Source organism: Paractinoplanes bogorensis (genome assembly GCF_018829635.1).
GTDB lineage: Bacteria > Actinomycetota > Actinomycetes > Mycobacteriales > Micromonosporaceae > Actinoplanes > Actinoplanes bogorensis.
In genome coordinates this window covers 261,807-283,789 of sequence record NZ_JAHKKG010000006.1, presented here as the reverse complement: position 1 = coordinate 283,789, position 21,983 = coordinate 261,807, and the positions used below count along the sequence as shown (strand labels likewise).

The 21,983-nt window shown below is 71.1% G+C and carries 23 protein-coding genes and 1 pseudogene; 14 read left to right on the top strand and 10 right to left on the bottom strand.

Annotated features, from left to right (window positions below; translation table 11 throughout):
* Nucleotides 1-11: 11 nt before the first annotated feature.
* From KOI35_RS20425 to KOI35_RS20410, 4 genes are read left to right on the top strand one after another with little or no spacing between them, the layout of a single operon-like run.
* On the top strand, nt 12-233 hold the full coding sequence (locus KOI35_RS20425; RefSeq protein ID WP_246613624.1) for a hypothetical protein: 222 nt from the start codon (nt 12-14) through the stop codon (nt 231-233).
* A 9-nt stretch (nt 234-242) separates the two neighbouring features.
* A complete protein-coding gene (locus KOI35_RS20420; RefSeq protein ID WP_215789096.1) occupies nt 243-737 on the top strand; it encodes a PH domain-containing protein in 495 nt (164 codons plus the stop codon).
* A complete protein-coding gene (locus KOI35_RS20415; RefSeq protein ID WP_215789095.1) occupies nt 734-2,155 on the top strand; it encodes a PH domain-containing protein in 1,422 nt (473 codons plus the stop codon). Before KOI35_RS20420 ends, KOI35_RS20415 begins: the two co-directional genes overlap by 4 nt.
* Before the next feature lie 10 nt (nt 2,156-2,165).
* Nucleotides 2,166-2,555 carry a thioesterase family protein gene (locus tag KOI35_RS20410; protein WP_215789094.1) on the top strand — a complete coding sequence of 130 codons (390 nt, stop codon included), beginning with the start codon at nt 2,166-2,168 and terminating at the stop codon, nt 2,553-2,555.
* On the opposite strand, the gene KOI35_RS20405 is transcribed toward KOI35_RS20410, so the two are convergent.
* Entirely contained in the window at nt 2,552-3,484 is a 933-nt protein-coding gene (locus tag KOI35_RS20405) for a carbohydrate kinase family protein (RefSeq protein WP_215789093.1), read from the bottom strand. The two genes, KOI35_RS20410 and KOI35_RS20405, sit on opposite strands and share 4 nt — an antisense overlap.
* 97 nt (nt 3,485-3,581) lie before the next feature.
* Here KOI35_RS20405 and KOI35_RS20400 point away from each other — a divergent pair, with 97 nt between their 5' ends.
* The 3 genes from KOI35_RS20400 (at nt 3,582) to KOI35_RS20390 (ending at nt 6,259) form a co-directional block, all read left to right on the top strand.
* A complete protein-coding gene (locus KOI35_RS20400; protein WP_246613441.1) occupies nt 3,582-4,229 on the top strand; it encodes a superoxide dismutase family protein in 648 nt (215 codons plus the stop codon).
* Between the two features lie 81 nt (nt 4,230-4,310).
* Entirely contained in the window at nt 4,311-5,780 is a 1,470-nt protein-coding gene (locus tag KOI35_RS20395) for an aminopeptidase P family protein (protein ID WP_215789092.1), read from the top strand.
* A 77-nt stretch (nt 5,781-5,857) separates the two neighbouring features.
* Nucleotides 5,858-6,259, top strand: coding sequence for an MmcQ/YjbR family DNA-binding protein (locus KOI35_RS20390; RefSeq protein WP_215789091.1), 402 nt, complete (start codon nt 5,858-5,860; stop codon nt 6,257-6,259).
* Here the strand turns inward: KOI35_RS20390 and KOI35_RS20385 are convergent.
* Complete coding sequence (locus KOI35_RS20385; protein ID WP_215789090.1) at nt 6,247-6,708, bottom strand: DUF6174 domain-containing protein; 462 nt, start codon at nt 6,706-6,708, stop codon at nt 6,247-6,249. The two genes, KOI35_RS20390 and KOI35_RS20385, sit on opposite strands and share 13 nt — an antisense overlap.
* A gap of 151 nt (nt 6,709-6,859) precedes the next feature.
* Here KOI35_RS20385 and KOI35_RS20380 point away from each other — a divergent pair, with 151 nt between their 5' ends.
* Nucleotides 6,860-7,279: a YciI family protein gene (locus KOI35_RS20380; protein ID WP_215789089.1), complete on the top strand. Its 420-nt coding sequence runs from the start codon at nt 6,860-6,862 to the stop codon at nt 7,277-7,279.
* On the top strand, nt 7,276-8,502 hold the full coding sequence (locus KOI35_RS20375; protein ID WP_308121080.1) for an RNA polymerase sigma factor: 1,227 nt from the start codon (nt 7,276-7,278) through the stop codon (nt 8,500-8,502). Before KOI35_RS20380 ends, KOI35_RS20375 begins: the two co-directional genes overlap by 4 nt.
* Here KOI35_RS20375 and KOI35_RS20370 read toward each other — a convergent pair.
* The 3 genes and pseudogenes from KOI35_RS20370 to KOI35_RS20360 all read right to left on the bottom strand — a co-directional run bounded on the left by KOI35_RS20370 (nt 8,499) and on the right by KOI35_RS20360 (nt 12,630).
* A complete protein-coding gene (locus KOI35_RS20370; RefSeq protein ID WP_308121121.1) occupies nt 8,499-9,272 on the bottom strand; it encodes a class I SAM-dependent methyltransferase in 774 nt (257 codons plus the stop codon). The genes KOI35_RS20375 and KOI35_RS20370 overlap by 4 nt on opposite strands.
* Before the next feature lie 98 nt (nt 9,273-9,370).
* A pseudogene (pulA, locus tag KOI35_RS20365) lies at nt 9,371-12,205 on the bottom strand (pullulanase-type alpha-1,6-glucosidase); the annotation flags it as partial.
* Nucleotides 12,206-12,240: 35 nt separating this feature from the next.
* Nucleotides 12,241-12,630, bottom strand: a complete 390-nt coding sequence (locus tag KOI35_RS20360) for a DUF6841 family protein (protein ID WP_215789086.1) — start codon at nt 12,628-12,630, stop codon at nt 12,241-12,243.
* A 190-nt stretch (nt 12,631-12,820) separates the two neighbouring features.
* On the opposite strand from KOI35_RS20360, the gene acnA reads away from it, so the two are divergent.
* The 3 genes from acnA to KOI35_RS20345 all read left to right on the top strand — a co-directional run bounded on the left by acnA (nt 12,821) and on the right by KOI35_RS20345 (nt 16,905).
* Nucleotides 12,821-15,592, top strand: coding sequence for an aconitate hydratase AcnA (acnA, locus tag KOI35_RS20355; protein ID WP_215789085.1), 2,772 nt, complete (start codon nt 12,821-12,823; stop codon nt 15,590-15,592).
* A 66-nt stretch (nt 15,593-15,658) separates the two neighbouring features.
* Nucleotides 15,659-16,066 (top strand): pantetheine-phosphate adenylyltransferase, encoded by a 408-nt coding sequence (gene coaD / locus KOI35_RS20350; RefSeq protein WP_215789084.1) that lies wholly within the window; start codon nt 15,659-15,661, stop codon nt 16,064-16,066.
* On the top strand, nt 16,063-16,905 hold the full coding sequence (locus KOI35_RS20345; protein ID WP_215789083.1) for a serine hydrolase: 843 nt from the start codon (nt 16,063-16,065) through the stop codon (nt 16,903-16,905). Before coaD ends, KOI35_RS20345 begins: the two co-directional genes overlap by 4 nt.
* On the opposite strand, the gene KOI35_RS47495 is transcribed toward KOI35_RS20345, so the two are convergent.
* From KOI35_RS47495 to KOI35_RS20330, 3 genes are read right to left on the bottom strand one after another with little or no spacing between them, the layout of a single operon-like run.
* On the bottom strand, nt 16,872-17,624 hold the full coding sequence (locus tag KOI35_RS47495; protein WP_246613440.1) for a hypothetical protein: 753 nt from the start codon (nt 17,622-17,624) through the stop codon (nt 16,872-16,874). The genes KOI35_RS20345 and KOI35_RS47495 overlap by 34 nt on opposite strands.
* A complete protein-coding gene (locus KOI35_RS20335; protein ID WP_215789516.1) occupies nt 17,608-18,075 on the bottom strand; it encodes a sigma-70 family RNA polymerase sigma factor in 468 nt (155 codons plus the stop codon). The genes KOI35_RS47495 and KOI35_RS20335 overlap by 17 nt, the downstream gene beginning before the upstream one ends.
* Nucleotides 18,076-18,109: 34 nt before the next feature.
* A complete protein-coding gene (locus KOI35_RS20330) occupies nt 18,110-18,832 on the bottom strand; it encodes a TetR/AcrR family transcriptional regulator (protein WP_246613528.1) in 723 nt (240 codons plus the stop codon).
* Nucleotides 18,833-18,883: 51 nt separating this feature from the next.
* On the opposite strand from KOI35_RS20330, the gene KOI35_RS20325 reads away from it, so the two are divergent.
* Nucleotides 18,884-19,732, top strand: a complete 849-nt coding sequence (locus KOI35_RS20325; RefSeq protein ID WP_215789081.1) for an EamA family transporter — start codon at nt 18,884-18,886, stop codon at nt 19,730-19,732.
* 169 nt (nt 19,733-19,901) lie between these two features.
* Nucleotides 19,902-20,147, top strand: coding sequence for a DUF2630 family protein (locus tag KOI35_RS20320; RefSeq protein WP_215789080.1), 246 nt, complete (start codon nt 19,902-19,904; stop codon nt 20,145-20,147).
* Between the two features lie 61 nt (nt 20,148-20,208).
* Here the strand turns inward: KOI35_RS20320 and KOI35_RS20315 are convergent, their stop codons facing one another.
* Both KOI35_RS20315 and KOI35_RS20310 read right to left on the bottom strand, forming a co-directional pair.
* On the bottom strand, nt 20,209-21,126 hold the full coding sequence (locus tag KOI35_RS20315) for a serine protein kinase RIO (RefSeq protein WP_215789079.1): 918 nt from the start codon (nt 21,124-21,126) through the stop codon (nt 20,209-20,211).
* Nucleotides 21,127-21,282: 156 nt separating this feature from the next.
* Complete coding sequence (locus tag KOI35_RS20310) at nt 21,283-21,933, bottom strand: HAD family hydrolase (RefSeq protein ID WP_215789078.1); 651 nt, start codon at nt 21,931-21,933, stop codon at nt 21,283-21,285.
* Between the last annotated feature and the right edge of the window lie 50 nt (nt 21,934-21,983).

Genomic DNA, 21,983 nt, shown 5'->3' with positions numbered 1-21,983 from the left:
TTCTTGAGGGTGTGGATGGCCCCTCCTACGCCCAGTGCTCCTCCAAGGGATGCCGCGCGAGCGCCTCGTGGACCCTGCGGTGGAACAACCCCAAGCTGCACACCCCGGACTACCGGAAAACGTGGCTGGCCTGCGACGATCACCGTCCCACGCTCGGCCAGTTCCTGGAGATGCGCGGATTCCTGCGCGAAGTGACGCCCTTCGGTGCGGCGCCGGATGCGCCGATCTCGTAGGGTCAAGAGGTGACCGTCGACGCCCTCACGCCCTGGCCCGACACCGTGGATTGGCGCCCGGTCTCGCCCAAGCTGATCACTGTGGAGCTGATCGTCCGCTGGGTCTGGACGCTGATCCTGATCGCCGGCCTCGTCGTCGGCCTGGTGCTGCAGGGCCACTGGCTGTGGAAACTCGGCATCGCGCTGCTCGTGCTGAACGCGATCTGGCGCTCCTTCGTCACCGTCCGGGCGGTCCGCGCCTGGGGCTACGCCGAGCGCGACAACGACCTTCTCGTCCGCCACGGCCTGCTGGTGCGGCGGCTCTCCATCGTCCCGTACGCCCGGATGCAGTTCGTCGACGTCACGGCCGGCCCCCTCGAACGCGCGTTCGGGCTGGCCACCGTGCAGTTGCACACGGCCGCCGCGGCCAGCGACGCGCAGATACCCGGGCTGGCCCCGGCCGAGGCGTCGCGGCTGCGCGACCGGCTCACGGCGCTGGGCGAGGACCGGGCCGAGGGACTGTGACCGCCGCCGAGCCCCCAGGCACCGCCCTCACCGAGCCGGAGCCACGCCGCCGCCTGCACCCGCTCAGCCCGGTGCTGCACGGCGCCAAGAGCATCGCGGTGATCGTGGCGGCGCTCTCCTGGCAGACCCTGTCCCAGGTCGGGCTGGAACGGTTCACGCTGGTCGTGGCGGTCATCGCGGTCGGTGTGGTGATCTTCTCCATCGTCGGCTGGCTGACCACGGGCTATCAGGTGGTCGGGCGCGAGCTGCGCATCTCCGACGGCGTGGTGCGGCGGCGCAACCGGGCCATCCCGCTCGAGCGGCTCCAGACGGTCGAGCTCCGGCGTCCCCTGCTGGCCCAGCTCACCGGGCTGGCCGAGCTGCGCCTGGAGGTGATCGGCGGGGGCAAGACCGAGGCTCCGCTGGCCTACCTGACGGTGCGCGAGGCGAGCTCCCTGCGCGATCGTCTGCTGCGGCTCGCCGGTCGTACGGCCGCGGTCGGAGCGCAACCCACCGACCAGCCGGTCGGCGAGGCACCGGCCGCACCAGCCCTCGAGCGTCCGATGCTGCGGGTCAGCAACCGTGACCTGGTGGTCAGCCAGCTGCTCACCCCGCAGGCGTTCTTCCTGCCGGTCGGCGTGGCGTTCGTGGTGCTGCAGTTCGTGATGGAGGGGTCGTGGACCTTCATCGGCATCGCCAGCACGGTGACGGCCATGGCCGGCGTGCTGCTGCAGCCGGTGCGCCGCGTGCTGCAGGACTGGGACTTCCGGCTGGCCCGTGATCCCGAGGGCCGTCTGGCCGTACGCTACGGCCTGCTCGAGACACGCAGCCAGGTCGTACCGCTGAACCGGGTCCAGGCGGTCGGGGCGACCTGGCCGCTGCTCTGGCGCGGTCAGGGCTGGCTGCATCTGCGCCTGGCCATCGCCGGGAACGCGGGCGAGCCGGGCGGCGACTCCAAGAGCTCCGACCGGCTGCTGCCGGTGGGCGAGTTCGCCACCGCCCGGGCCCTGGTCTGGGACGTGCTGCCCGGGGTCGACCTGGCCGCGCTGGCCACCACGCCACCGCCGGCGCGGGCCCGCTGGCTCAACCCGTTCTCGCTGCGGGCGATCGGTGTCGGCCTGACGCCCGAGGTGCTGGTGACCCGGTGGGGGCTGCTGACCCGCGAGATGCACCTGGTGCCGTACGCGCGCTTGCAGAGTGTCCGGGTGGTGCAGGGCCCGCTGCAGCGGACGCTCGGGCTGGCCACCGTCTATGCCGACACCGCGCGCGGACGGGCCGGCCAGGCCAAGGACCGGGACCTGGCCGAGGCGTACGCGCTGGCGGCCGAGCTGGCCGTACGGGCCCGGAACGCGCGGGGCCCGGCCACCGTCCTCCCGACCTCGCCCGCCGCGGCCGCTCCGCGCGACGAGGCGTATTGGCAGCGGCCGGACGGGCCCTAAGCTCTTCGGTATGGAGCTTCCGGAGTTCTCGCCCGGTCTCAGCGCGCGGGTGGAATTGACCGTCACCGACGCCGACACCGCCCAGGCCCTCGGTTCGGGCGATGTGCCCGTGCTGGCCACGCCGCGGGTCCTGGCGCTGGCCGAGGCGGCCACGGTCGCCGCGACCGCCCGCCTGATCCCGGGTGGCGTCACCACCGTCGGGGTGCGGGCCGAGGTCGCCCACCTGGCGGCCACGCCGGTCGGACGCCAGGTGCACGCGCTGGCCACCCTCGACAAGGTGGACGGGCGCAAGCTGTTCTTCGGGGTCGTGGTGCGCGAGGGCGAGACCCTGGTCGCCGAGGTGACGGTCGAGCGGATGCTGCTCGACCGTCAGCGCTTCATCGAGAAGGCCAATTCCTAGGCGCCCCAGCGGGCGATGACCTCTTCGTTGGTCGGCATGGCCACAGCGCCGCCACGGCGCTCGCAGACCAGGCCGGCCACGTTGAGCGCGAACTGCACGCTGCGCTCCCAGCCCTGGAGGTCGGCGGGCAGGCCGTCGGCGAGCAGGCGGCGGACCAGGGCGCCCATCACCGAGTCGCCCGCGCCGGTGGCGTCGACCGCGTCGACCTTGGGCGCGGCCAGCATGGTGGCGCCGTCGGCGGCCGACACGTAGGCGCCCTTGGAGCCCGCGGTGACGACGACGGCCTTGGCCCCCAGGTCGCGGATGCGCTCGGCGGCCTTCTCGGGCGAGGCGCCGTCGTAGAGCACCTCGGCGTCGGCCGCGCTCAGCTTGACCAGGTCGGCCGTGGCGAAGAACTCCTCGGACAGCTCGCGCAGGTGGGTCACCGCGGCGCCGTCGGGCAGCAGGGTGGGCCGGGCGTTGGGGTCGAAGACGCGCAGCGGGCCGGGCACCGCCCACGCGGCCCGCGCGGCGGCCCGGAACGGCTCGCGGAGCAGGCAGATCGAGCCGGTGTAGACGACGTCGGCCCCGGCCACGGTCGCCGTGTCGAGGTCGTTCGGGCCGAGCACCGAGTAGGACGGCGGCTCGCCGTAGAACGTGAAGGTCGGCTCGGCCCCCACGAAGGTCGTGACCGCCAGCGTGGTCGGCACCGCGACCCGCTTGACGCCGGCCGTGCCGACGCCGTTCTCGGTCAGGAACACGGAGATCCGGTTGCCGAGCACGTCGTCGCTGAGCGAGCCGACATATTGCACCTGCCCGCCGAGCCGGGTCGCGCCGACCGCGACGTTCAGCGGCGCCCCGCCGATCGCCTGGCGGTAGATCACCTCGCCGTCACGCTCGGCCTCCTGGAGGTCGATCAGCGCCTCGCCGAGCACTACCGCGTAACCCATGCCATCTCCTCCTGTGTAACGCCGCCGTAATCCTTTCGCCCAGGGACGCGCGGCACCAGTACTCGCCCAAATTGTCCGCTTTTGGGATGATCACCGGATGTTGTCGCGCGTACTCGCCCTGGCCGTTCCCCTCACCATGATCGCTGGCTGCACGAACTCGGTCGACGTCGGACCCACCAACCGGGTCGCCGTGACCACCTCGGCCTCGCCCTGGACCGTCTTCGAGGGCTCGGCCAGCCCGTCCCCGGCCGGTTCATGGTCGCCCGACACGGTCGCCTCGGGCACGTTCCTGCCCTACCGGCCCGGCTCGACCGCCATCACGTACGACCCCGCGGTGGTGCCGCCGGGCGCGACCGCCTCGGTCGCGATCGCCCAGAACACCCAGACCATGGAGGTACGCCTTCAGGCGGCCGGACTGGTTCCCCGCCGGGTCTACGGTGCCCATCTGCACACCCAGCCGTGCACGGCCACGCCGGACGACGCCGGTCCGCACTACCAGCACCAGGCCGACCCGTCGAAGCCGTCGGTCGACCCCTCGTACGCCAACCCGATGAACGAGGTCTGGCTCGACCTCACCGCCGACGGGTACGGCGAGGCGACGTCGACGGCGCTGCTGAAATGGACTTTTCCGGCCGGCGAGTCGGCCCGGTCGCTGATCCTGCACGCTCAGCCGACCAAGACGGCGGCCGGAGTGGCCGGCACCGCCGGTCCGCGGGTGGCCTGTCTGACCCTGCCGGAGCGCTGACCGGCACGGCCAGACGGTAACGTCGGGGGCGGGCCGGCTACCCCGCGCCCACGCCGGCAGAGATCATCGGAGGGCGGCAGCATGGCCGAGCAGAAGGCGGCGCAACCCGCGGCCAAGACGGAGACCCACGACCCCGGTTTCCCCGAGGCGTTCCTGCAGTTCATGCGGGGCGGCTGGCGCGACGACCCGCTGGCCGTCAGCCCCCTGCCCGAGGTGCCCAACTACGCCAAGCGCCGCAACGCCCTCTCCGAGGCGTTCCCGGGCGAGACGCTGATCATCCCGTCCGGCTCCGAGAAGGTCCGGGCCAACGACACCGACTACCCGTTCCGCCCGGGCAGCGACTTCGTCTACCTGACCGGCGACCGCGACCCCGACAGCGTGCTCGTGCTGCGGCCCAGCGGCTCCGGGCACGACGCGGTGCTCTACACCCGGCAGCGCAACTCCAAGGACACCGACGCCTTCTTCCGCAGCCGCAACGGCGAGCTGTGGATCGGCCGCACCCACACGCTGGCCGAGAAGTCGACCGAGCTCGGCCTCGAGACGGCCCCGCTGGCCGAGCTCGGCCCGGCGCTCGCCCACTCGGCCCCCGGGCGCACCCGGGTGCTCCGCGGCATCGACCCGGCGGTCGACCGGGCCGTGCTGGCCTACGAGCCCGACCGGGAGCGCCCGCGCGACCGCGAGCTGGCCTGGACGCTGAGCGAGCTCAAGCTGGTCAAGGACGAGTGGGAGATCGCCCAGCTGCAGGCCGCGATCGACGCCACCGTCCGCGGCTTCGAAGACGTGGCCCGGGTGCTGCCGGCCGACCGCGGGGTCAAGGAGAGGCTGCTCGAGGGCGTCTTCGCGCTGCGGGCCCGGCACGACGGCAACGACCTCGGCTACGGCTCGATCGTCGGCGCCGGCGCGCACGCGACGATCCTGCACTGGGTGCGCAACACCGGCGTCACCACGCCCGGCGAGCTGCTGCTGATGGACATGGGCGTCGAGGGCGAGAACTTCTACACCGCCGACGTGACCCGTACGGTGCCGGTGTCCGGGCGCTTCTCACCGCTGCAGCGCCAGGTGTACGACATCGTGCACGCCTCGCAGCAGGCCGGCATGGACGCGATCCGCCCCGGCGTGCTGTTCAAGGACGTGCACACCGCCTGCATGCGGGTGCTGGCCGAGGGGCTGAACGACCTGGGCCTGCTGCCGGTGAGCGTCGACGAGGCGATGACCGAGGAGAGCACGGTCTACCGCCGCTGGACGCTGCACGGGTTCGGCCACATGCTGGGCATCGACGTGCACGACTGCAACAACGCCCGCAACGAGGCCTACCGCGACGGGGCGCTGCAGGAGGGCTACGTGCTCACGGTCGAGCCGGGCCTCTACTTCCAGCCCGAGGACGAGCTGGTCCCCGAGGAACTGCGCGGCATCGGCATCCGCATCGAGGACGACGTGCTGGTCACCGCCGACGGCGTGAAGAACCTGTCGGCCGGCCTGCCCCGCTCGGCCGACGACGTCGAGGCGTGGATGGCGTCCCAGCGCGAGGCCGGCCCCCGGCTCCCGGGTTAGTCGACGGACGGCCACGACGCAGGACCCGGCGCTGGTACGGGCGGCCCTGCGCGAGCTCATCCGGTAAGACTGACGGGATGGCGCACCCGATCATGTTCGACGATGCGAATCCGCTGCTGGCCCGCGTACGGGAAATCGCTCTCGGTTTTCCGGACGCGGCGGAGAAGATCTCGCACGGGCATCCCGCGTTCTTCACCACCAAGGTGTTCGCCTATTACGGCGGCAGCGTCAAGGTGGACGGCGAGTGGGTGCGGCACGACAACTCGCTGCTGGTGCTGCTCGAACCGGACGAGCGGGACGCCCTGGCCGACGACGAGCGGTGCTACCTGCCCGCCTATCTGGCGCCCTCGGGGTGGCTCGGCCTGCACCTGGACGACGACACCGACTGGGACGAGGTCGGCGAGCTGATCGACGCCAGTTACCGGCTCACGGCGGGACCGCGGCGGGTCGCCCGGCTCGACCAGGGTCAGGCCTTGTAGTCGGCGACGCTCCAGCACTCGGGGCCCTGGCCGACGTCGATCGACACCTTGGTCGGGTGGCCGTCGGCGGTGTCGTAGGTGGTCGACACCTGGGCGCCGTCGTCGGTGGCGGTCTGGGCCATCTCGAGCAGTTCCTTGAGCGTGAACGCCTCGATCTCCTCGCCGCTGTCGCCGGTGGCCGGGCCCAGGTCTGCGTCGGCCGAGGCCGTCGGCGTGACCGTCGTGGCGTCCAGGCGGTCGGCGGCCGAGACCGCACCCGACGCCACGGTCACCTGATAGCGGCCCAGCGGCTTGGCCGCGTCACACCCGCGGGTGAGCACGTATGAGTAGTCGGCGGGCTCGCTCCAGGCCGGCGGTGAGCCACCGTTGGCCGACGGCGCCGGGGAAGGGTCGGACGACGTGCATCCGGCGACCAGCGCTACCAGGGCAATCGCCCACACGAACCGCACAACGCACTCCCTGCCCGAGACCGGAATTCCGGCCCGAAATCTAGCGCAGTCATGCTCGCCGAAGTTTTTCGCGGGCCGTGTCGATCCGGCGCCGGGCCGTTCGACCTGTGGATGAGAAAGTCGACCGGAACCAGAACCAAGGAGAGCGATCATGGCGAAGTACATGCTCATCATGCGGGGCAGCGACGAGTCCAACGCGAAGATGGCCGAGGCGTCGTTCGACGAGATGCTCGAGGTCGTCGGCCGCTTCAACGAGGAGCTGATCAAGGCGGGCGTCCTGGTGGCGGCCGAGGGCCTGGACGACGCCGCACAGGGTGTGGTCGTCGAGTGGAGCGGCGAGACCCCGGTGGTCACCGACGGCCCGTACGGGGAGACCAAGGAGCTGTTCGGCGGCTTCTACATCCTCGACGTCGCCACCAAGGACGAGGCGGTCGAGTGGGCCAAGCGGATGCCGGCCTTCCCGGGCGCCAAGTGCGAGATCCGGCGGGTGCCCGGCGTCGACGAGTTCCCGCAGGACAACGAGTGGATCAAGAAGGAGAAGGCCTGGCGCGAGCAGACCGGGCAGCTGTGACCTCGGTCGAGGCGGTCTGGCGGATCGAGTCGGCCCGGATCGTCGGCGCCCTCGCCCGCTACACCGGCGACCTCGACCTGGCCGAGGACGTCGCCCAGGAGGCCGTGGCCGAGGCACTGGTCTCCTGGCCGCGCGACGGCGCCCCGGACAATCCGGTCGGCTGGCTGCTGGCCACCGCCCGGCGGCGGGCGATCGACGCCTTCCGCCGCCGGGCGGCCCGGGACGACAAATACACGTTGCTGGCCACCGGAGAGTCCGACGGCGGTGACGGCCATCTCTGGGATCCGGACCGGATCGACGACGACGTGCTGGCGCTGATGTTCGTCGCGTGTCATCCGGTCCTCTCCCCCGAGGCCCGGGTGGCGCTGACCCTGCGGACGGTCGGCGGTCTGTCCAGCGAGGAGATCGCCCGCGCGTTCCTGGTGCCGGTGGCCACGATCCAGGCGCGGATCACCCGGGCCAAGAAGACGATCGCGGCGGCCCGGGTGCCGTTCGAGGTGCCGCCGGCCGCCGACCGCAAGGCACGTCTGGGCGGGGTGCTCAGCGTCCTCTACGTGATCTTCACGGAGGGCTCCACGGCGACCGCGGGCGACGATCTGCTGCGGCCCGATCTCGCGTACGAGGCGATCCGGCTCGCACGCACCCTGGCCGCCCTGCTGCCGGGCGAGCCGGAGGTGTTCGGGCTGATCGCGTTGTGCGAGCTGACCGCGTCCCGGTTCCCGGCCCGGACGGGCCCGGACGGCGAGGCGATCCTGCTCGAGCAGCAGGACCGGCGGCGCTGGGACTTCTCGGCGATCCGCCGGGGGCTGGCCGCGCTGGCGCAGGCGACGTCGGCCGGGCGCGGGCTGGGCCCGTACGGGCTGCAGGCCGCCATCGCTGCCTGTCACGCCCATGCCCGGTCGGTCGCCGAGACCGACTGGGAGCGGATCGTGCTGCTCTACGAGGCGCTGGGCCGGGTCGCGCCGTCACCAGTGGTCGAGCTGAACCGGGCCGTGGCGGTCGCCATGGCCGGCGCCCCCGGCGAGGCCCTGACCATGGTGGACGAGCTGGTGGCACGGGATCGGCTGCCCGGCTCGCACCTGTTGCCGAGCGTGCGCGGTGAGCTGCTCACCAGGCTCGGCCGCACCGGCGAGGCCCGCGCCGAACTCGAGCTGGCCGCCCGCCTGTGCGGCAATGCCCGCGAACGCGCGGTGCTGCTGCACAAGGCGGCAGCGCTCGGCTAGATCGTGGCCGTGGGCTCGGCGGGGAGCTCCAGAACGAGCAGGTCGCTCTCTTCCTCGACGGGGCGGGGGCGGCGCTCGGCCCGGACGGCGGCGTCGAGCGCCTCGAAGCCGACGGCGATCTCTTCCTCGGTGAGCCGCTCGAACGTCGACGAGCCACGCAGCTTGAGCCGGTTCTCGTAGTCGGCCAGGCTGTCGGCGATGCGTTCCTGCACCCGCTCGACCGTGACCAGCCGCAGGCCGGCCGCGGTGAAGGTCTCGAGCAGCGGATCGAGCCGCGGGAAGATCTGCTCGTCGATCAGGCGGATGCCGGGGAAGTAGCTGTACCAGGGCAGCTCGGGCATGCGGTCGGGGAACAGGCTGCGGATCAGCACCCGGCCGCCCGGCTTGAGCACCCGGGCCAGCTCGGCCGCGGCGGCGGCGTGGTCACGCACGTGGTGCAGCACCAGGAACAGCAGGGCCAGGTCGCAGCTCTGGTCGGGCACCGGGATCTCGGTGGCCGAACCGGGCACGTAGGTGACCCCGGGATGGGCCGCGTGCAGCTCGGCCGCCTCGCGCATGCGGTCGTAGGGCTCGACGCCGGTGACCGGGCCGCCGAACTCGTCGGCCAGCGCCGGCGTGAACCGGCCGGTGCCCGAACCGACATCGACCACGGTCAGCGGCCGGCGCCCGGGCGCGTGCCGCGCGAACACGTGCACCCACTCGGTCAGCATCTCGGGCGGCAGCGCGCGAGCACGCGCATAGACCCGATGCTGTCTCTCGTCGTAATTCACCTCGCGCAAGACCCCGCCTCCCGCGCCCCATTCTTCGCCGACAAGGGCCCCGAGCGCACCCCTCGACACCGCTGAGGGACCGGACTCACAGCAACATGTCAGCTCACGTCGGCCACATACACAGCCACCGACCGGGCCGGCACGGTCAGCCGGTCGCCGTCGGCCGTGGCCGTACGCAGCACTTCGTCGGCCGAACCGGTCAGCTCGGGATGCAGGCGCAGCCCGGCCGCGGCCCCCGGCACCGATTGCGTAACGGCGTCGGCGGTGGCGTTGAAGACCACCACGATCTGACTCCAGCGCGGGTCGAGGCCGGTGCCGTCGAGGCACATCACGATCACGCCGGGCGTCTCGCCGGGGCCGCCGAGCGGGAAAGTGAGCCGGCGCTGCACCTCGTCGGCCGTGGGCAGCCCGAAGACCGGCGACGACCGGCGGATCCGCAGCAGCTCGCGGTACCGCTCGGCGGTCAGCTCGATCACCTCGGGCGGCGGCACCAGGGCCGGGTCGGCCAGCAGCGTGCGGGCCAGCTCCCAGTGCTGCTCGTTCTCGCCGGCCGGCGGCAGGCCCAGCCCGAAGCCGTTGCCCAGGGCCGGGTCCCAGCGGATCTGGTTGAACCAGTCGCCCGAGTCGAACGAGTTGCGGTCGAGCGACTTGGACCGCAGCCGCTCGCTGCCCAGCGCGATGAACCCGACACCCTGGCTGAGCACGACCAGCGCCAGCGCCAGCACCTGCAGGCGGGCCCGGTCGACCGGCGGGGTCGCGATCGGCAGCTTGAACGCCATCGCGTCGTAGAGGATCTCGTTGTCGTGGGCGTCGACGTAGTTGACCGTCTCGCCGGGCGACATCGCGTAGCCGCCCGGGGCGCCGTTGTAGTCGACCTGGGCGCCGCTCTGCTCGGCGCCGGCGTGGTTGACGAACCGGTAGGCGGCCAGCCCGCCCGACAGACCCACCTTGATCTGGTCGTGGACGACGAGCGGGGTGAGTGAGCCGAGCCCGGTGGCGAAGCCGGGCGTGGTCGGGTCGCCGAACGAGCCGCCGCCGCGGACCGCGTCGCGCAGCCGGTCGTTGAACGTGCCGATCCCGGTGCCGGCCATGTTGACCTGGGTGGCCTGGGCGAACCGGGCGTCGTCGGCCACCTCGCCGAAGTTCCAGCCCTCGCCGTACAGGTAGATCTGCTTGCCGTCGACGCCCTCGACGTCGGCCGTCAGATGGTCGAGGTTGACCCGCACCTCGAGGATGTTGGCCCGCGGGTGGTGGCCCATCAGGTCGAACCGGAAGCCGTCGATCTTGTACTGCCGGGCCCAGGTGACCACCGAGTCGACGACGAGCTTGCTCATCATCATGTGCTCGGGGGCGGTGTTCGGGCAGCAGGTCGACTCGGCGGTCTGGCCGTCGGCCAGCTGCCGGTGGTAATAGCCGGGGACGATCCGGTCGAGCACGCTGAACCGGCCGGCGCCGTCGGCCATCGTGTGGTTGTAGACGACGTCGAGCACCACGCGCAGGCCGGCCTGGTTGAGCGCGGCCACCATCCGGCGGAACTCGAGGATGCGGGCCGGGCCGGCCGGGTCGACGGCGAAGCTGCCCTCGGGCGTCGTCCAGTGCCACGGGTCGTAGCCCCAGTTGAACCCGTCGGTCTCGGCGACCGCCATCACCTCACGCTGCGGCTCGGGCGAGTCGGGCGGGAAGGCGGCCAGGTCACAGGCCGGGGTGGCCTGGTCGGCCCGGCGGTCGGGCACGGTGGCGAAGTCGAACGCGGGCAGCAGGTGCAGGTGGGTGAGCCCGGCCCCGGCCAGCGACCGCAGGTGGCGCATGGACGCGGAGTCGGCCCGGGTGAACGCGGCGTAGGTGCCCCGCTCGGCCGGGGCCAGCGAGTGGTCGAAGATGGAGAACTCGCGGATCGACACCTCGCCGATCTGCATCCGGGCCGGGGCGACGGTGGGCGGCTTGGCCAGTCCGGCCCAGCCGTCCGGGGCGAGATCGGGGTCGTCCAGGTCGACCAGCAGGCTGTGCGTCGAGTCGGTGGCCAGGGCCAGCGAATAGGGGTCGGTGACGCTGGTGGTGATGACCCGCTGGGCGGCCGGGTGCCACACCTCGACGCGGTAGCGGTAGTAGCGGCCCATCCACTTCGGCTTGATCCCGATCGACCACACGCCGGTGAGGTCGTCGCGCTCCATCGGCAGCAGTTTGGGCTCGTCGGCCGGGGAAAGGAAAAGTTCGAGTTCCACCGTACGGGCGGTCGGCGCCCACACGCACAGGCGGGGACGGTCGTCGTCGAGCACCGGGCCGAGGTAGGCGTCGGCGGCGTCGGCGTAGAGGTCGTCGAGGACGCCGGCGATCTGCACCCCGGTCCGCACGGCCGGCTCCCCCGCGGCGTCGTGACCGGTCACGAGAAGCTGGTCGCGGAGCAACTCGCTGAGTGCAGCGTCACCCAGTTCGCGTACGGAAAAAGCCTTGTAGGCCCGCAGATGGGGGAAGCGGCGGCTCTGCGCCTGGAACAGGCCACCCGGGCGCGGCGTGAGCGGCAGGTCGTGCAGCAGGAAGGTCTCGGCGCGGGCGGCCAGTTCAGGCGGCAGCGCGATGGTGGTGCTGTCGACGAAGACGGCCAGGGCACGGGCCGGGTCGATCTCGGGGCCGAGGCTCCCCAGCTCGGGCTTCACCGGCTCGTGCGCACCGGCGCGCAGCCAGATCTCGCGGGCCGCGGTGAGGTCGAGGCGCTGGTCGTCGGGCAGATCCTTCTCGTCGCCGCGATGCAGGATGAAGCGGAGGCCGATCGCGTCATCGCGTACGGGAATCTCGAAGATCGCCCCGAAATCGTCGAAGCGCGCCGGGACGAGCGGGCGGCGCCAGTCCGGCTTGGTGAGGGTGCCTTCCCAGGCGTGCAGACCCCAGCCGTCGTAGTCTCCGCCCGGACGCTGGTAATGGATCAACACGCTGCTCACCCGGCCCATACTGGCAGCTAGGTGAGACAGTTTCAGTGGGTGGCAATCACCGTGGTGATCTTTGGCCCATCTGCGTCGACCCGCAAAAGGTACGAATACCGCTCGCCGGGCACCGCGTTGCCGCGCGAGTCGAGGAACTCCCACTCGACCGCGACCAGGCTCAGCGCCGGTGACAGCCGCTGCACGTCGCGCAACTGAGCGTGCGCGGCGACGATCTGCTGCTCGTCGTAGCTGGGCGCCGCACCCAGGAACGACAGCGCGACCGCGGCCGGCGAGGTGAACGTGAAGCTGTACGAATCCGCCACCACCATGCCCGGCAGGGCGTAACAGCGACTGATCGCGGTGACGTCGCCGCTGGTCAGCGCCGTGCCGTAGCGATCGAAGAAATCGGTGAGCTCGGCCAGATCGGTGGGCGCCTTCACGGTTCGAGGTGTGCCCGGCGCGACGACGGAGTAAACGTGGGAGGAAGGAGCACCCCGCCTTGCGCATGCTTACAAGACGGACGTACGGTTTACGAGATTCGTGAACCGAGAGTTAGGTATGCCTAACCAGAAGGCCACCCTTTCGGTGCGAAAGACTTGGACATCAGTCGCTGGGTGTGAAGGAGATGACGTGGCCAGCCTCGACACCTTTGGTGCGAAGAGCGAGCTGCGCGTCAATGACGCGAGCTACGAGATATTCACGATCGACAAGGTCGAGGGGCACCACCGGCTGCCCTACTCCCTGAAGATCCTCCTCGAGAACCTGCTGCGCACGGAGGACGGCGCCAACATCACGGCCGACCACATCCGGGCCCTCGGCGGGTGGGACCAGACGGCCGACCCCAGCGTCGAGATCCAGTTCACCCCGGCCCGGGTGCTGATGCAGGACTTCACCGGCGTGCCCTGCGTGGTCGACCTGGCCACCATGCGCGAGGCCGTGAAGGACCTGGGCGGCGACCCGACCAAGGTCAACCCGCTCGCGCCGGCCGAGCTGGTCATCGACCACTCGGTCATCGCCGACCTGTTCGGCCGGGAGGACGCGTTCGCCCGCAACGTCGAGCTGGAGTACCAGCGCAACCGCGAGCGCTACCAGTTCCTGCGCTGGGGCCAGACCGCGTTCAACGAGTTCAAGGTCGTGCCGCCCGGCACCGGCATCGTGCACCAGGTCAACATCGAATACCTGGCCCGGACGATCATGGAACGCAACGGGCAGGCCTACCCCGACACCGTCGTGGGCACCGACTCGCACACCACCATGGTCAACGGCCTGGGCGTGCTGGGCTGGGGCGTCGGCGGCATCGAGGCCGAGGCGGCCATGCTGGGCCAGCCGGTCAGCATGCTGATCCCGCGCGTGGTCGGCTTCAAGCTGAGCGGCGAGATGCCCGCGGGAACCACCGCCACCGACCTGGTGCTGACGATCACCGAGATGCTCCGCGAGCACGGTGTGGTCAGCAAGTTCGTCGAGTTCTACGGCCCCGGCGTCACCGCCGTGCCGCTGGCCAACCGGGCCACCATCGGCAACATGTCGCCCGAGTACGGCTCGACCGCGGCGATCTTCCCGATCGACGACGAGACCATCAAGTACCTCAAGCTGACCGGTCGCACCGAGCAGCAGGTCGCGCTGGTCGAGGCGTACGCGAAGCGGCAGGGCCTGTGGCTCGACCCGAACGCCGAGCCCGACTACTCGGAGCGGCTCGAGCTCGACCTGTCGACGATCGTGCCGTCGCTGGCCGGCCCGAAGCGCCCGCAGGACCGGGTGCCGCTGAACAACGCCAAGTCGATGTTCCGTGACGCCCTCAGCAACTACGTCTCGGACCAGGGACCGGCCGACGAGGCCAGCGAGGAGTCGTTCCCGGCAAGCGACCCCCCGGCCAACCACGCTGACTCCGCGGCCGACAAGCCGCACGTCTTCAGCGCCGCGAACGGTGCTTCGGGCCGCCCGTCCAAGCCCACCCGCGTGGTCGGCGAGGACGGCACCGAGTTCGAGCTCGACCACGGCTTCGTCGGCATCGCCGCCATCACGAGCTGCACGAACACGTCGAACCCGCAGGTCATGATCGGCGCCGCGCTGCTGGCCAAGAAGGCCGTCGAGCGGGGCCTGACCCGTAAGCCGTGGGTCAAGACCACACTCGCCCCGGGCTCCAAGGTCGTCTCCGACTACTACGACCGGGCCGGCCTCACGCCCTACCTCGACAAGATCGGCTTCAACCTCGTCGGGTACGGCTGCACCACCTGCATCGGCAACTCGGGCCCGCTGCCCGAGGAGATCTCGGCCGCCGTCAACGAGGCCGACCTGACCGCGGTCAGCGTGCTCTCGGGCAACCGCAACTTCGAGGGCCGGATCAACCCGGACATCAAGATGAACTACCTGGCGTCGCCGCCGCTCGTGGTGGCGTACGCGCTGGCCGGCTCGATGGACATCGACATCACCACCGAGCCGCTCGGTACGGGCTCGGACGGTGAGCCGGTCTACCTGAACGACATCTGGCCCAGCGCCAAGGAGATCGACGACGTCATCGCCTCGGCGATCGGGGCCGAAGGCTTCAGCACGGCGTACTCCGACGTGTTCGCCGGCGACGAGCAGTGGCAGTCACTGCCCACACCCGAGGGCAAGACCTTCGAGTGGGCCGACGACTCGACGTACGTGCGGAAGCCCCCCTACTTCGAGGGCATGCAGCACTCGCCGTCGCCGGTCAACGACATCCCGGGCGCCCGGGTGCTGGCCAAGCTGGGCGACTCGGTCACGACCGACCACATCTCGCCCGCGTCGTCGATCAAGGCCGACTCCCCCGCCGGCAAGTACCTGGCCGACCACGGCGTACCGCGTCACGAGTTCAACTCGTACGGCTCTCGCCGCGGTAACCACGAGGTCATGATCCGGGGCACGTTCGCCAACATCCGGCTGCGCAACCAGCTGGTGCCGGGCGTCGAGGGCGGCTTCACGGTCAACCACCTCACCGGTGACCAGTCGACGATCTACGACGCCTCGGTCGCGTACCAGGAAGCCGGTGTTCCGCTGGTCATCCTGGCCGGCAAGGAGTACGGCTCGGGCTCGTCACGTGACTGGGCGGCCAAGGGCACCATGCTGCTGGGCGTACGCGCGGTCATCGCCGAGAGCTACGAGCGCATCCACCGCTCCAACCTGATCGGCATGGGCGTGCTGCCGCTGCAGTTCCCGCCCAAGACGAACGCGGAGTCGCTCGGCCTGACCGGCACCGAGACCTTCACGATCACCGGCGTGACGGCCCTCAACGACGGCGACACCCCGTCGACGGTCAAGGTCCGCACGGACACCGGCGTCGAGTTCGACGCCGACGTCCGCATCGACACCCCCGGCGAGGCGGACTACTACCGCCACGGCGGCATCCTGCAGTACGTGCTCCGCAAGATGCTCAACAGCTAGTCAGCCCGACCGAACCCCGCCTTCCCGATCCGGAGGGCGGGGTTTCGTGCGACCTAGACTCGGCGCATGACGCGCGCGGTGTTCCCCGGCACGTTCGATCCCGTCACGCCCGGCCACCTCGACGTCGCCGACCGGGCCCGCCGCCTCTTCGCCGAACTGATCGTGCTGGTGGCGGTCAACGGCGACAAACACCCCACCCGCGACGGCCACCGCCGAGCGGCTGCCGTGCGAGAAGCCCTGCCGCCCGACTGGCACAACGTCACCGTCGCCGCGTGGCGTGGGCTGACCGCCGCATATTGCCGCACTCACCACATCGACGTGATCGTCCGTGGCGTCCGCAACAGCGACGACGTGCGGCACGAGCAGGAGCTGGCCGCCATGAACGAGTCCCTCGGCGTCACCACGCTGCTGCTCCCGACCCGCCCGGCTCTGGCCGGCGTCTCGTCCACCGCCGTCCGAGCTCTCGGGGCATGAAGCCACCGATCGTCGACGACCTCGGCATCACCGCGACCGCGTTCGCCGCTCCGATCGGCGGCGGCGACGGCGTCGGGTTCGGAGTGGACGAACTCGTGACGCCCGCCTCGGTCATGAAGATCAACGTGGGACTGGCCGTGGCCCGGGCGATCGCGGCCGGCGAGGTCGACGCCGAGCAGCCCGTGGTCCTGCGGCCGGACGATCGGACGCCCGGCCCGACGGGGATCTCCCTGATGCGCGACGAGGTCCGCATGTCGGTGCGCGACCTGCTGACGCTGATGCTGACGATCAGCGACAACGCGGCCACCGACACCCTCATCGAGCTGGTCGGGCTCGACCGGGTCAACGCGTTCGGTCTCCCCCGGACGCGCATCGTCGACGACCTTCGCACCATGCTCGACACCATGGCGGCCGAGGTGGGCTTCGCGAACTACGCGGCCTTGGCCCGTTCGGATGCGGCGCACGACCTTTCACGTACGGCCGCCCTGGATCCGGCCCGCGGCTCGCACACGACGGCCGCCGACACGGTCCGGCTCCTGCGTACGGTCTGGGCCGATCCCGCGGCCGGCCCGGTCCGCGAGGCGATGGCCCAGCAACTGACCCGGCATCGCATCGCCACCGGGTTCGGGCCGCGGGTGCGAGTCGCGGCCAAGAGCGGCGGCCTGATGGGCGTCGTCCGCAACGAGGCCGGCGTGGTCACGCGGCCCGGCGGCGACTCCTACGCCGTCGCCGTCTTCACCCGCCGCCCGCCTGGCGTCACCACCGACCCGGCCCGCATCGACGCCGCCATCGGCACGATCGCGCGTCACCTGGTCGACGGCGTTGCCTCCGGTCGCTGAACCGCGATCCCGTTGGCGACCGCTCGAAGTTCCGGCTCGCCCAGGCCCCCGTTGCCGCCGATCGCGACGACCACCCCGGCCGGGGTCGTGATGACGATGTCGTGGGTGGTCACCTCGGAGCCTCTCGTCGTGGTCAGCACGGCGTCGCCCGCGGGCACCAGGAACGTGTCAGTGATCTCGGCACCCTTCGTCTGTGAACCGGCCAGCCACCGCGTGACCTGGTATTTGCTGCCCGAGGGGGCGACGAACCGCGGACGCAGCACGGTGATCCACAACCAGTTGCCGCCGTCGGCGCGCACGTAGCGGCGCATCGAGACGGTCGCGGCCGGGTCGATCGGCTCGGGGGCCATTCGCGGTTCCTCGGCCGGTGCGGGGGTTCCGATGTGCACCTCGTTCGCGGTCACCAGCCACGGGCCGCCGCTGTCGTCGGGGACGGCGGCGCGCAGCCCCTCGGGCACGTAGTCGATGCGGAACCCGTCCAGCGGCGCCGGCGAAATCCGGAACGCGTCGCTCGGCGCGTATGCGGGCGGCTGAGACGGGCGCGACCACGGGATCACCAGCGCGACCACCGCGATCACGGCCACCGCCGCGCCCGCCACCACCACGGACGCGCGCCCGGCACGACGGCGGCGCACTCCCCGGCGTACGCGGGAAACGAACTCGTCGCTCACCGTCAGCTCGTCGTCGATCGTGGACAGGACGTCAAGGTCGTCGGGCATCGTGCTCCCCCTTCATGCGTGTGCGCAGGGTGGCCAGACCGCGCGACAGATGGGACCGGACGGTCGCCGGCGTGCAGCCGAGCAACGCGCCGATCTCGGCGTCGGGCAGGTCGTCGAGGTAACGGAGGGCCAGCGCGGCCCGCTGCTGGGCGGGCAGCCCGGCCAGAATCTGCCGGATCACCGCAGCCGAGTCGACCGCGGCCAGCCCCGCGTCGTCACGCGGCGTCTCCAGCACTTGCGGCACCGGGGTCGGCTGGGTGCGGCGTTTGGAGTTCAGGAACAGGTTGACCATCGTGCGACGCGCGTAACCCACCGGATTGCCGTCGCGCCGCACCCGCGACCAGGCCAGACCCACCCGGATGTACGTCTCCTGAGCCAGGTCCTCGGCCGCGCCCCGGTCCAGCGTCAGCAGGTTGCCCAGCCGCAGCAGGGCGGGCCCGCTCTCGCGCAGGAACGCCTCGAACCCGGGACTCTTCACACCCCTACTACACCTCCGGGCCCGGATTCTGTGGCAGGTGCGCCCGAATCTGCCGCTCCAGCAGATCCTCGACCGCCTCCCCGGTGATCAACTGGAGCGCCCGCCGGCTGGCCAGCACCGCCAGTCCGTGCACCCCGGCCCAAAGATCAACGGCAGCCAACCCCGTTTCCCGTACGCCGGTGAGCGCGACCAGTTCCGCCACCGCCCCGAAAAGCGGGGTGCTGTGCTCGCGCAGCCGCTCCCCCGACCCTTCGAGCAGATCGTGGCGAAACATCAGCTCGAACATCGCGGGCCGCTCCCGGGCAAATTCCACATACGTCCGAGCCAGCACCAGCAGCGCAACTCGCGGTTCCCCACCCACCCGCGAATCGCCGCCCGCCCGCGAATCGCCGCCCGCCCGCGAATCGCCGCCCGCCCGCGAATCGCCGCCCGCCACCGCAGGTTTGTGAGTACTCACTTCCGAGCCGGGAGCGTTGTGAGCACTCACTTCATTGCTGGTGGCAGCACCGGCCGGAGCGGCTGCCACCAACCGTGCGCGCAAGTCGGCGAAACCCGTGGCGGCAACAGCCGAGAGCAGCGCCGCGAGCGTCGGGAAGTAGCGCCGGGGCGCGCCGTGGGACACGCCGGCTCGACGGGCGACCTCGCGGCCCGTGAAGCCGGCCAGCCCCTGCTCGTCCAGCAGCAGCGTCGCGTGCCGCACCAGAGCGGCCTTTACATCCTCACCCGCCATCACGTAGACAGTGTCTAGCAGGTAGACAGTGTCTACGCGTACGGGGGAAGCATGGTTCTGGGTGTTGCTCTTGCTCTGGGCTCGGCGGTGGCGCACGCGGGCTGGAACACGACGGCCAAACGCACCGCGGCCGAGGGGATGCCGGCGCTGTGGGCGTCCAGCCTGATCGCGTTCGTGCTGGTGACGCCGCTCGTGCTGCTGTTCGGCCACCCGTCCGGGCGGTTGCTGCTGCTCACGCCGGTCAGCACCGTGCTGCACACCGCCTACGCGGCCTGCCTGCAACGGGCCTATCGGCACTTCGACGTCGGACAGATCTATCCGCTTTCCCGCGGGTTGGCGCCGTTGCTGGTCGCGTTCGCGGGGGCCGCCGCGCTGGGCCAGTGGCTCACGCTCCCGCAGTGGATCGCCGTCCTGCTGCTCGGCGCCGCCGTCGCCCTGCTCCTGCGCGACCGCCCGCCGACCGGGTCCGCCCACTCCCGTCCGGGGCACGCAATCCTGTGGTCGGCGGCGATCGCGGTGACGATCGCGGCGTATACCACCTTTGACGGGTGGGCCGTCGTCGACCTCGGGGCCGATCCGATCTCCTTCTACGGGTTCGGGCTGTTGGTGCAGCTGGTCCTGCTCACGGCGCTACTGCACCGCCGGCTGCCCGAGGCGGTCGGTCAGTTCCGGCGCAACACCGGCGCGATCGTGCTGCTCGCCGTGCTCATCCCGGCCTCGTACCTGCTGGGCCTGTTCGCCACGTTGCACGCGCCGCTCTCGCTGGTGACCGCCCTGCGCAGCTCGAGCCTGCTCTGGGCCGGCCTGATCGCCGCTCTCATGCTGCACGAACCCCTCGGCCCCCGCCGCACCGGCGCCACCCTGCTGGCCGCGGCCGCCGTGGTGACCATGCTGGCGTGACCCGCGTCGCGCGAATGAGCACGCGGCCGCCGTGGTGACCACGCCGGCGTGACCCGCGTCGCGCGGATGAACGCGCGACCGCCGTGGCGACCATGCCGGCGTGATCCGCGTCGCGCGGATGAGAGCACGGGCGCCGTGGCGACCTGGCTGGTCTGACTATGCTTCGCGCATGGATGACAAGACTGTGCTGGGCCGGATCCACGGCCTGGTCGACGAGGAGCACAAGCTGCGCACGCAGCTGAGCCAGGGCGAGATCTCCTCGGACGAGGAGCACGCCCGGCTCAAGGAGCTGGAAGAGGCCCTGGACCAGTGCTGGGACCTGCTGCGCCGGCGCCGGGCCGCGCGTGAGGTGGGCAACAACCCCGACGCCGAGCAGGCGCACAGCGTCAGCGAGGTCGAGGGCTACATTCAGTGACGCGGCCGGGGCCGCGGGCGCCGGGTCTTCGGCGGCCGCGGTCCCGGCTTCGTCCTGCGCGTCATCTCAGGCCGGCTTCGTAGAGCAGCCTTTCCAGCAGCTCATCGGCGTCGACTTTCAGGCCACGCTGAGTGAACCAGGCCGCGACGTTGCGGACGTCGCGGGCGATGAAGTCGCCGCCCTGCGGGTTGGCGACCACGTCCACGATCTGCGGCAGGTCGATGAGCACCAGCCGGCCGTCGTGCACCAGGGTGTTGTAGGGCGACAGGTCGCCGTGGGCCACCTGCGCCCGGGCCAGCACCGACAGCGCGTCGGTCATCTGCCGCCACAGGTCGGCCAGCTGGTCGGGGTCGGCCCGCACCTGAGCCAGGCGGGGTGCCGCCTCGCCGGTCTCCCAGTCGCCGATGAACTCGAGCATCAGCTCGGTGCCGATCAGCTGCACCGGATAAGGCACCCGCACCAGACCGCTCTCCAGGCCCACGTGCCAGAGGTGGCTGAGCGCGCCGAACTCGGCGACCGCCCACTGCTGGGCGATCATCTCTTTGCCGAACGCGCTCCGGCTGGCCATGGCCCGGTTCTCCCGGGATCGGCGGACCCGGCGGCCCTCGAGATAGCCGGCGTCGCGGTGGAACAGCTTGTGGTCGCCGTCGCGGTACCGCTTGGCGGCCAGCATGCTGATCTTGTCGGTGTCGGGTACGGCCCGGCGCACCAGGAAGACGTCGGCTTCCTTGCCGGTCTTGAGCATGCCGAGTTCGGTGTCAACCGCGCCGTATTCCGTTCGGACCCAGTCCGGTCGCGGTTCCGGCCCCTTGAGGGAGCCGTCCCACGTGGACCAGCGGTCACCGGTCTCGGGCAGGTCGGGATCTTCCGTCAGCTGCGGCTCGAGCCGCCCGCGCTTCAGGAAGTTTGCGTCGTCGTCGTCGAACTTGCGGCGGCCGCGGCGCACGGTGGCCGGGCCGAAAGAGTCGTGCTCGCGCACTGGAGGGTCTCCTTGAAGAGAGAAGAAGAGGAAAAGCGAATCCGGACAGCGGGCATCACGAAGACAGCCATGGACTCGACCTCCTTCTCTCTCAGGACGACCTGCAACGGCCGACGCGGACACTCTCCCGAACCCACACGGGAGGACGCAACTGATTTATCGCGCGGCCGCCATGATGGCGGAGATCCCCTGGATCACGTTGCCGACGACCTTGGTCGGCGCGAACCGGTCGTCCACCCACTCGCGCCCGCGGTGCAGCCACACGCTGGGCAGTCCCATCGCCGCCGCGCCGCCGATGTCGGCCTCGGGGCTGTCGCCGACCACCCAGGCCCCGCCCAGGCGCATCCGCACCCGCTGCGCGGCCAGCGCGAAGATCCGCGGGTTGGGCTTGCTCACGCCGGCCCGCTCCGAGATCACCCAGTCGGCGACATAGCGGTCGAGTCCCGTACGGCGAATGCGGATGTCCTGGATCTCGGCCTGCCCGTTCGTCACCACCACGGGGACGAACCCGGCGTCGACGGCGATCTGCAGCGCGCAGCCGACCATCGGGTCGAGCTTCTCGAACGGCAGCGGCCCCTCGTGCAGCTCCTCGACGAGGTCGATCGACGGCACGGTGAGCTGATAGCGCTCGCGGATCAGATCGGCCAGGTCCCAGCGGCCGGTCAGACCGTCGGCATCTACCGAGAGTAACCAGTCGAGGTCATCCTGTGGCGCCCCGATCTCATCGAGGAATCCCTTGGCCCACAGCCTGAACGCACCGCTGCGGTCGAGCAGGGTGTCGTCGAGAGCGATCAGGACGAGGGGCACCCGGGCACTTTACGTGAGGGAAAGGGGCAACGAGTAGTCCAGGCTTGTTA

Excerpts from the sequence above, each read along its gene's own strand:
- KOI35_RS47495 (WP_246613440.1), bottom strand. The coding sequence starts at position 17,624 with ATGCCCGACGACCTTGACGTCCTGTCCACGATCGACGACGAGCTGACG.
- KOI35_RS20405 (WP_215789093.1), bottom strand. The coding sequence starts at position 3,484 with ATGGGTTACGCGGTAGTGCTCGGCGAGGCGCTGATCGACCTCCAGGAG.
- coaD (WP_215789084.1), top strand. The coding sequence starts at position 15,659 with ATGACGCGCGCGGTGTTCCCCGGCACGTTCGATCCCGTCACGCCCGGC.
- KOI35_RS20380 (WP_215789089.1), top strand. The coding sequence starts at position 6,860 with ATGGCGAAGTACATGCTCATCATGCGGGGCAGCGACGAGTCCAACGCG.
- KOI35_RS20330 (WP_246613528.1), bottom strand. The coding sequence starts at position 18,832 with ATGGCGGGTGAGGATGTAAAGGCCGCTCTGGTGCGGCACGCGACGCTG.
- KOI35_RS20320 (WP_215789080.1), top strand. The coding sequence starts at position 19,902 with ATGGATGACAAGACTGTGCTGGGCCGGATCCACGGCCTGGTCGACGAG.
- KOI35_RS20410 (WP_215789094.1), top strand. The coding sequence starts at position 2,166 with ATGGAGCTTCCGGAGTTCTCGCCCGGTCTCAGCGCGCGGGTGGAATTG.
- KOI35_RS20390 (WP_215789091.1), top strand. The coding sequence starts at position 5,858 with ATGGCGCACCCGATCATGTTCGACGATGCGAATCCGCTGCTGGCCCGC.
- KOI35_RS20345 (WP_215789083.1), top strand. The coding sequence starts at position 16,063 with ATGAAGCCACCGATCGTCGACGACCTCGGCATCACCGCGACCGCGTTC.
- KOI35_RS20400 (WP_246613441.1), top strand. The coding sequence starts at position 3,582 with ATGTTGTCGCGCGTACTCGCCCTGGCCGTTCCCCTCACCATGATCGCT.
- KOI35_RS20395 (WP_215789092.1), top strand. The coding sequence starts at position 4,311 with ATGGCCGAGCAGAAGGCGGCGCAACCCGCGGCCAAGACGGAGACCCAC.
- KOI35_RS20325 (WP_215789081.1), top strand. The coding sequence starts at position 18,884 with ATGGTTCTGGGTGTTGCTCTTGCTCTGGGCTCGGCGGTGGCGCACGCG.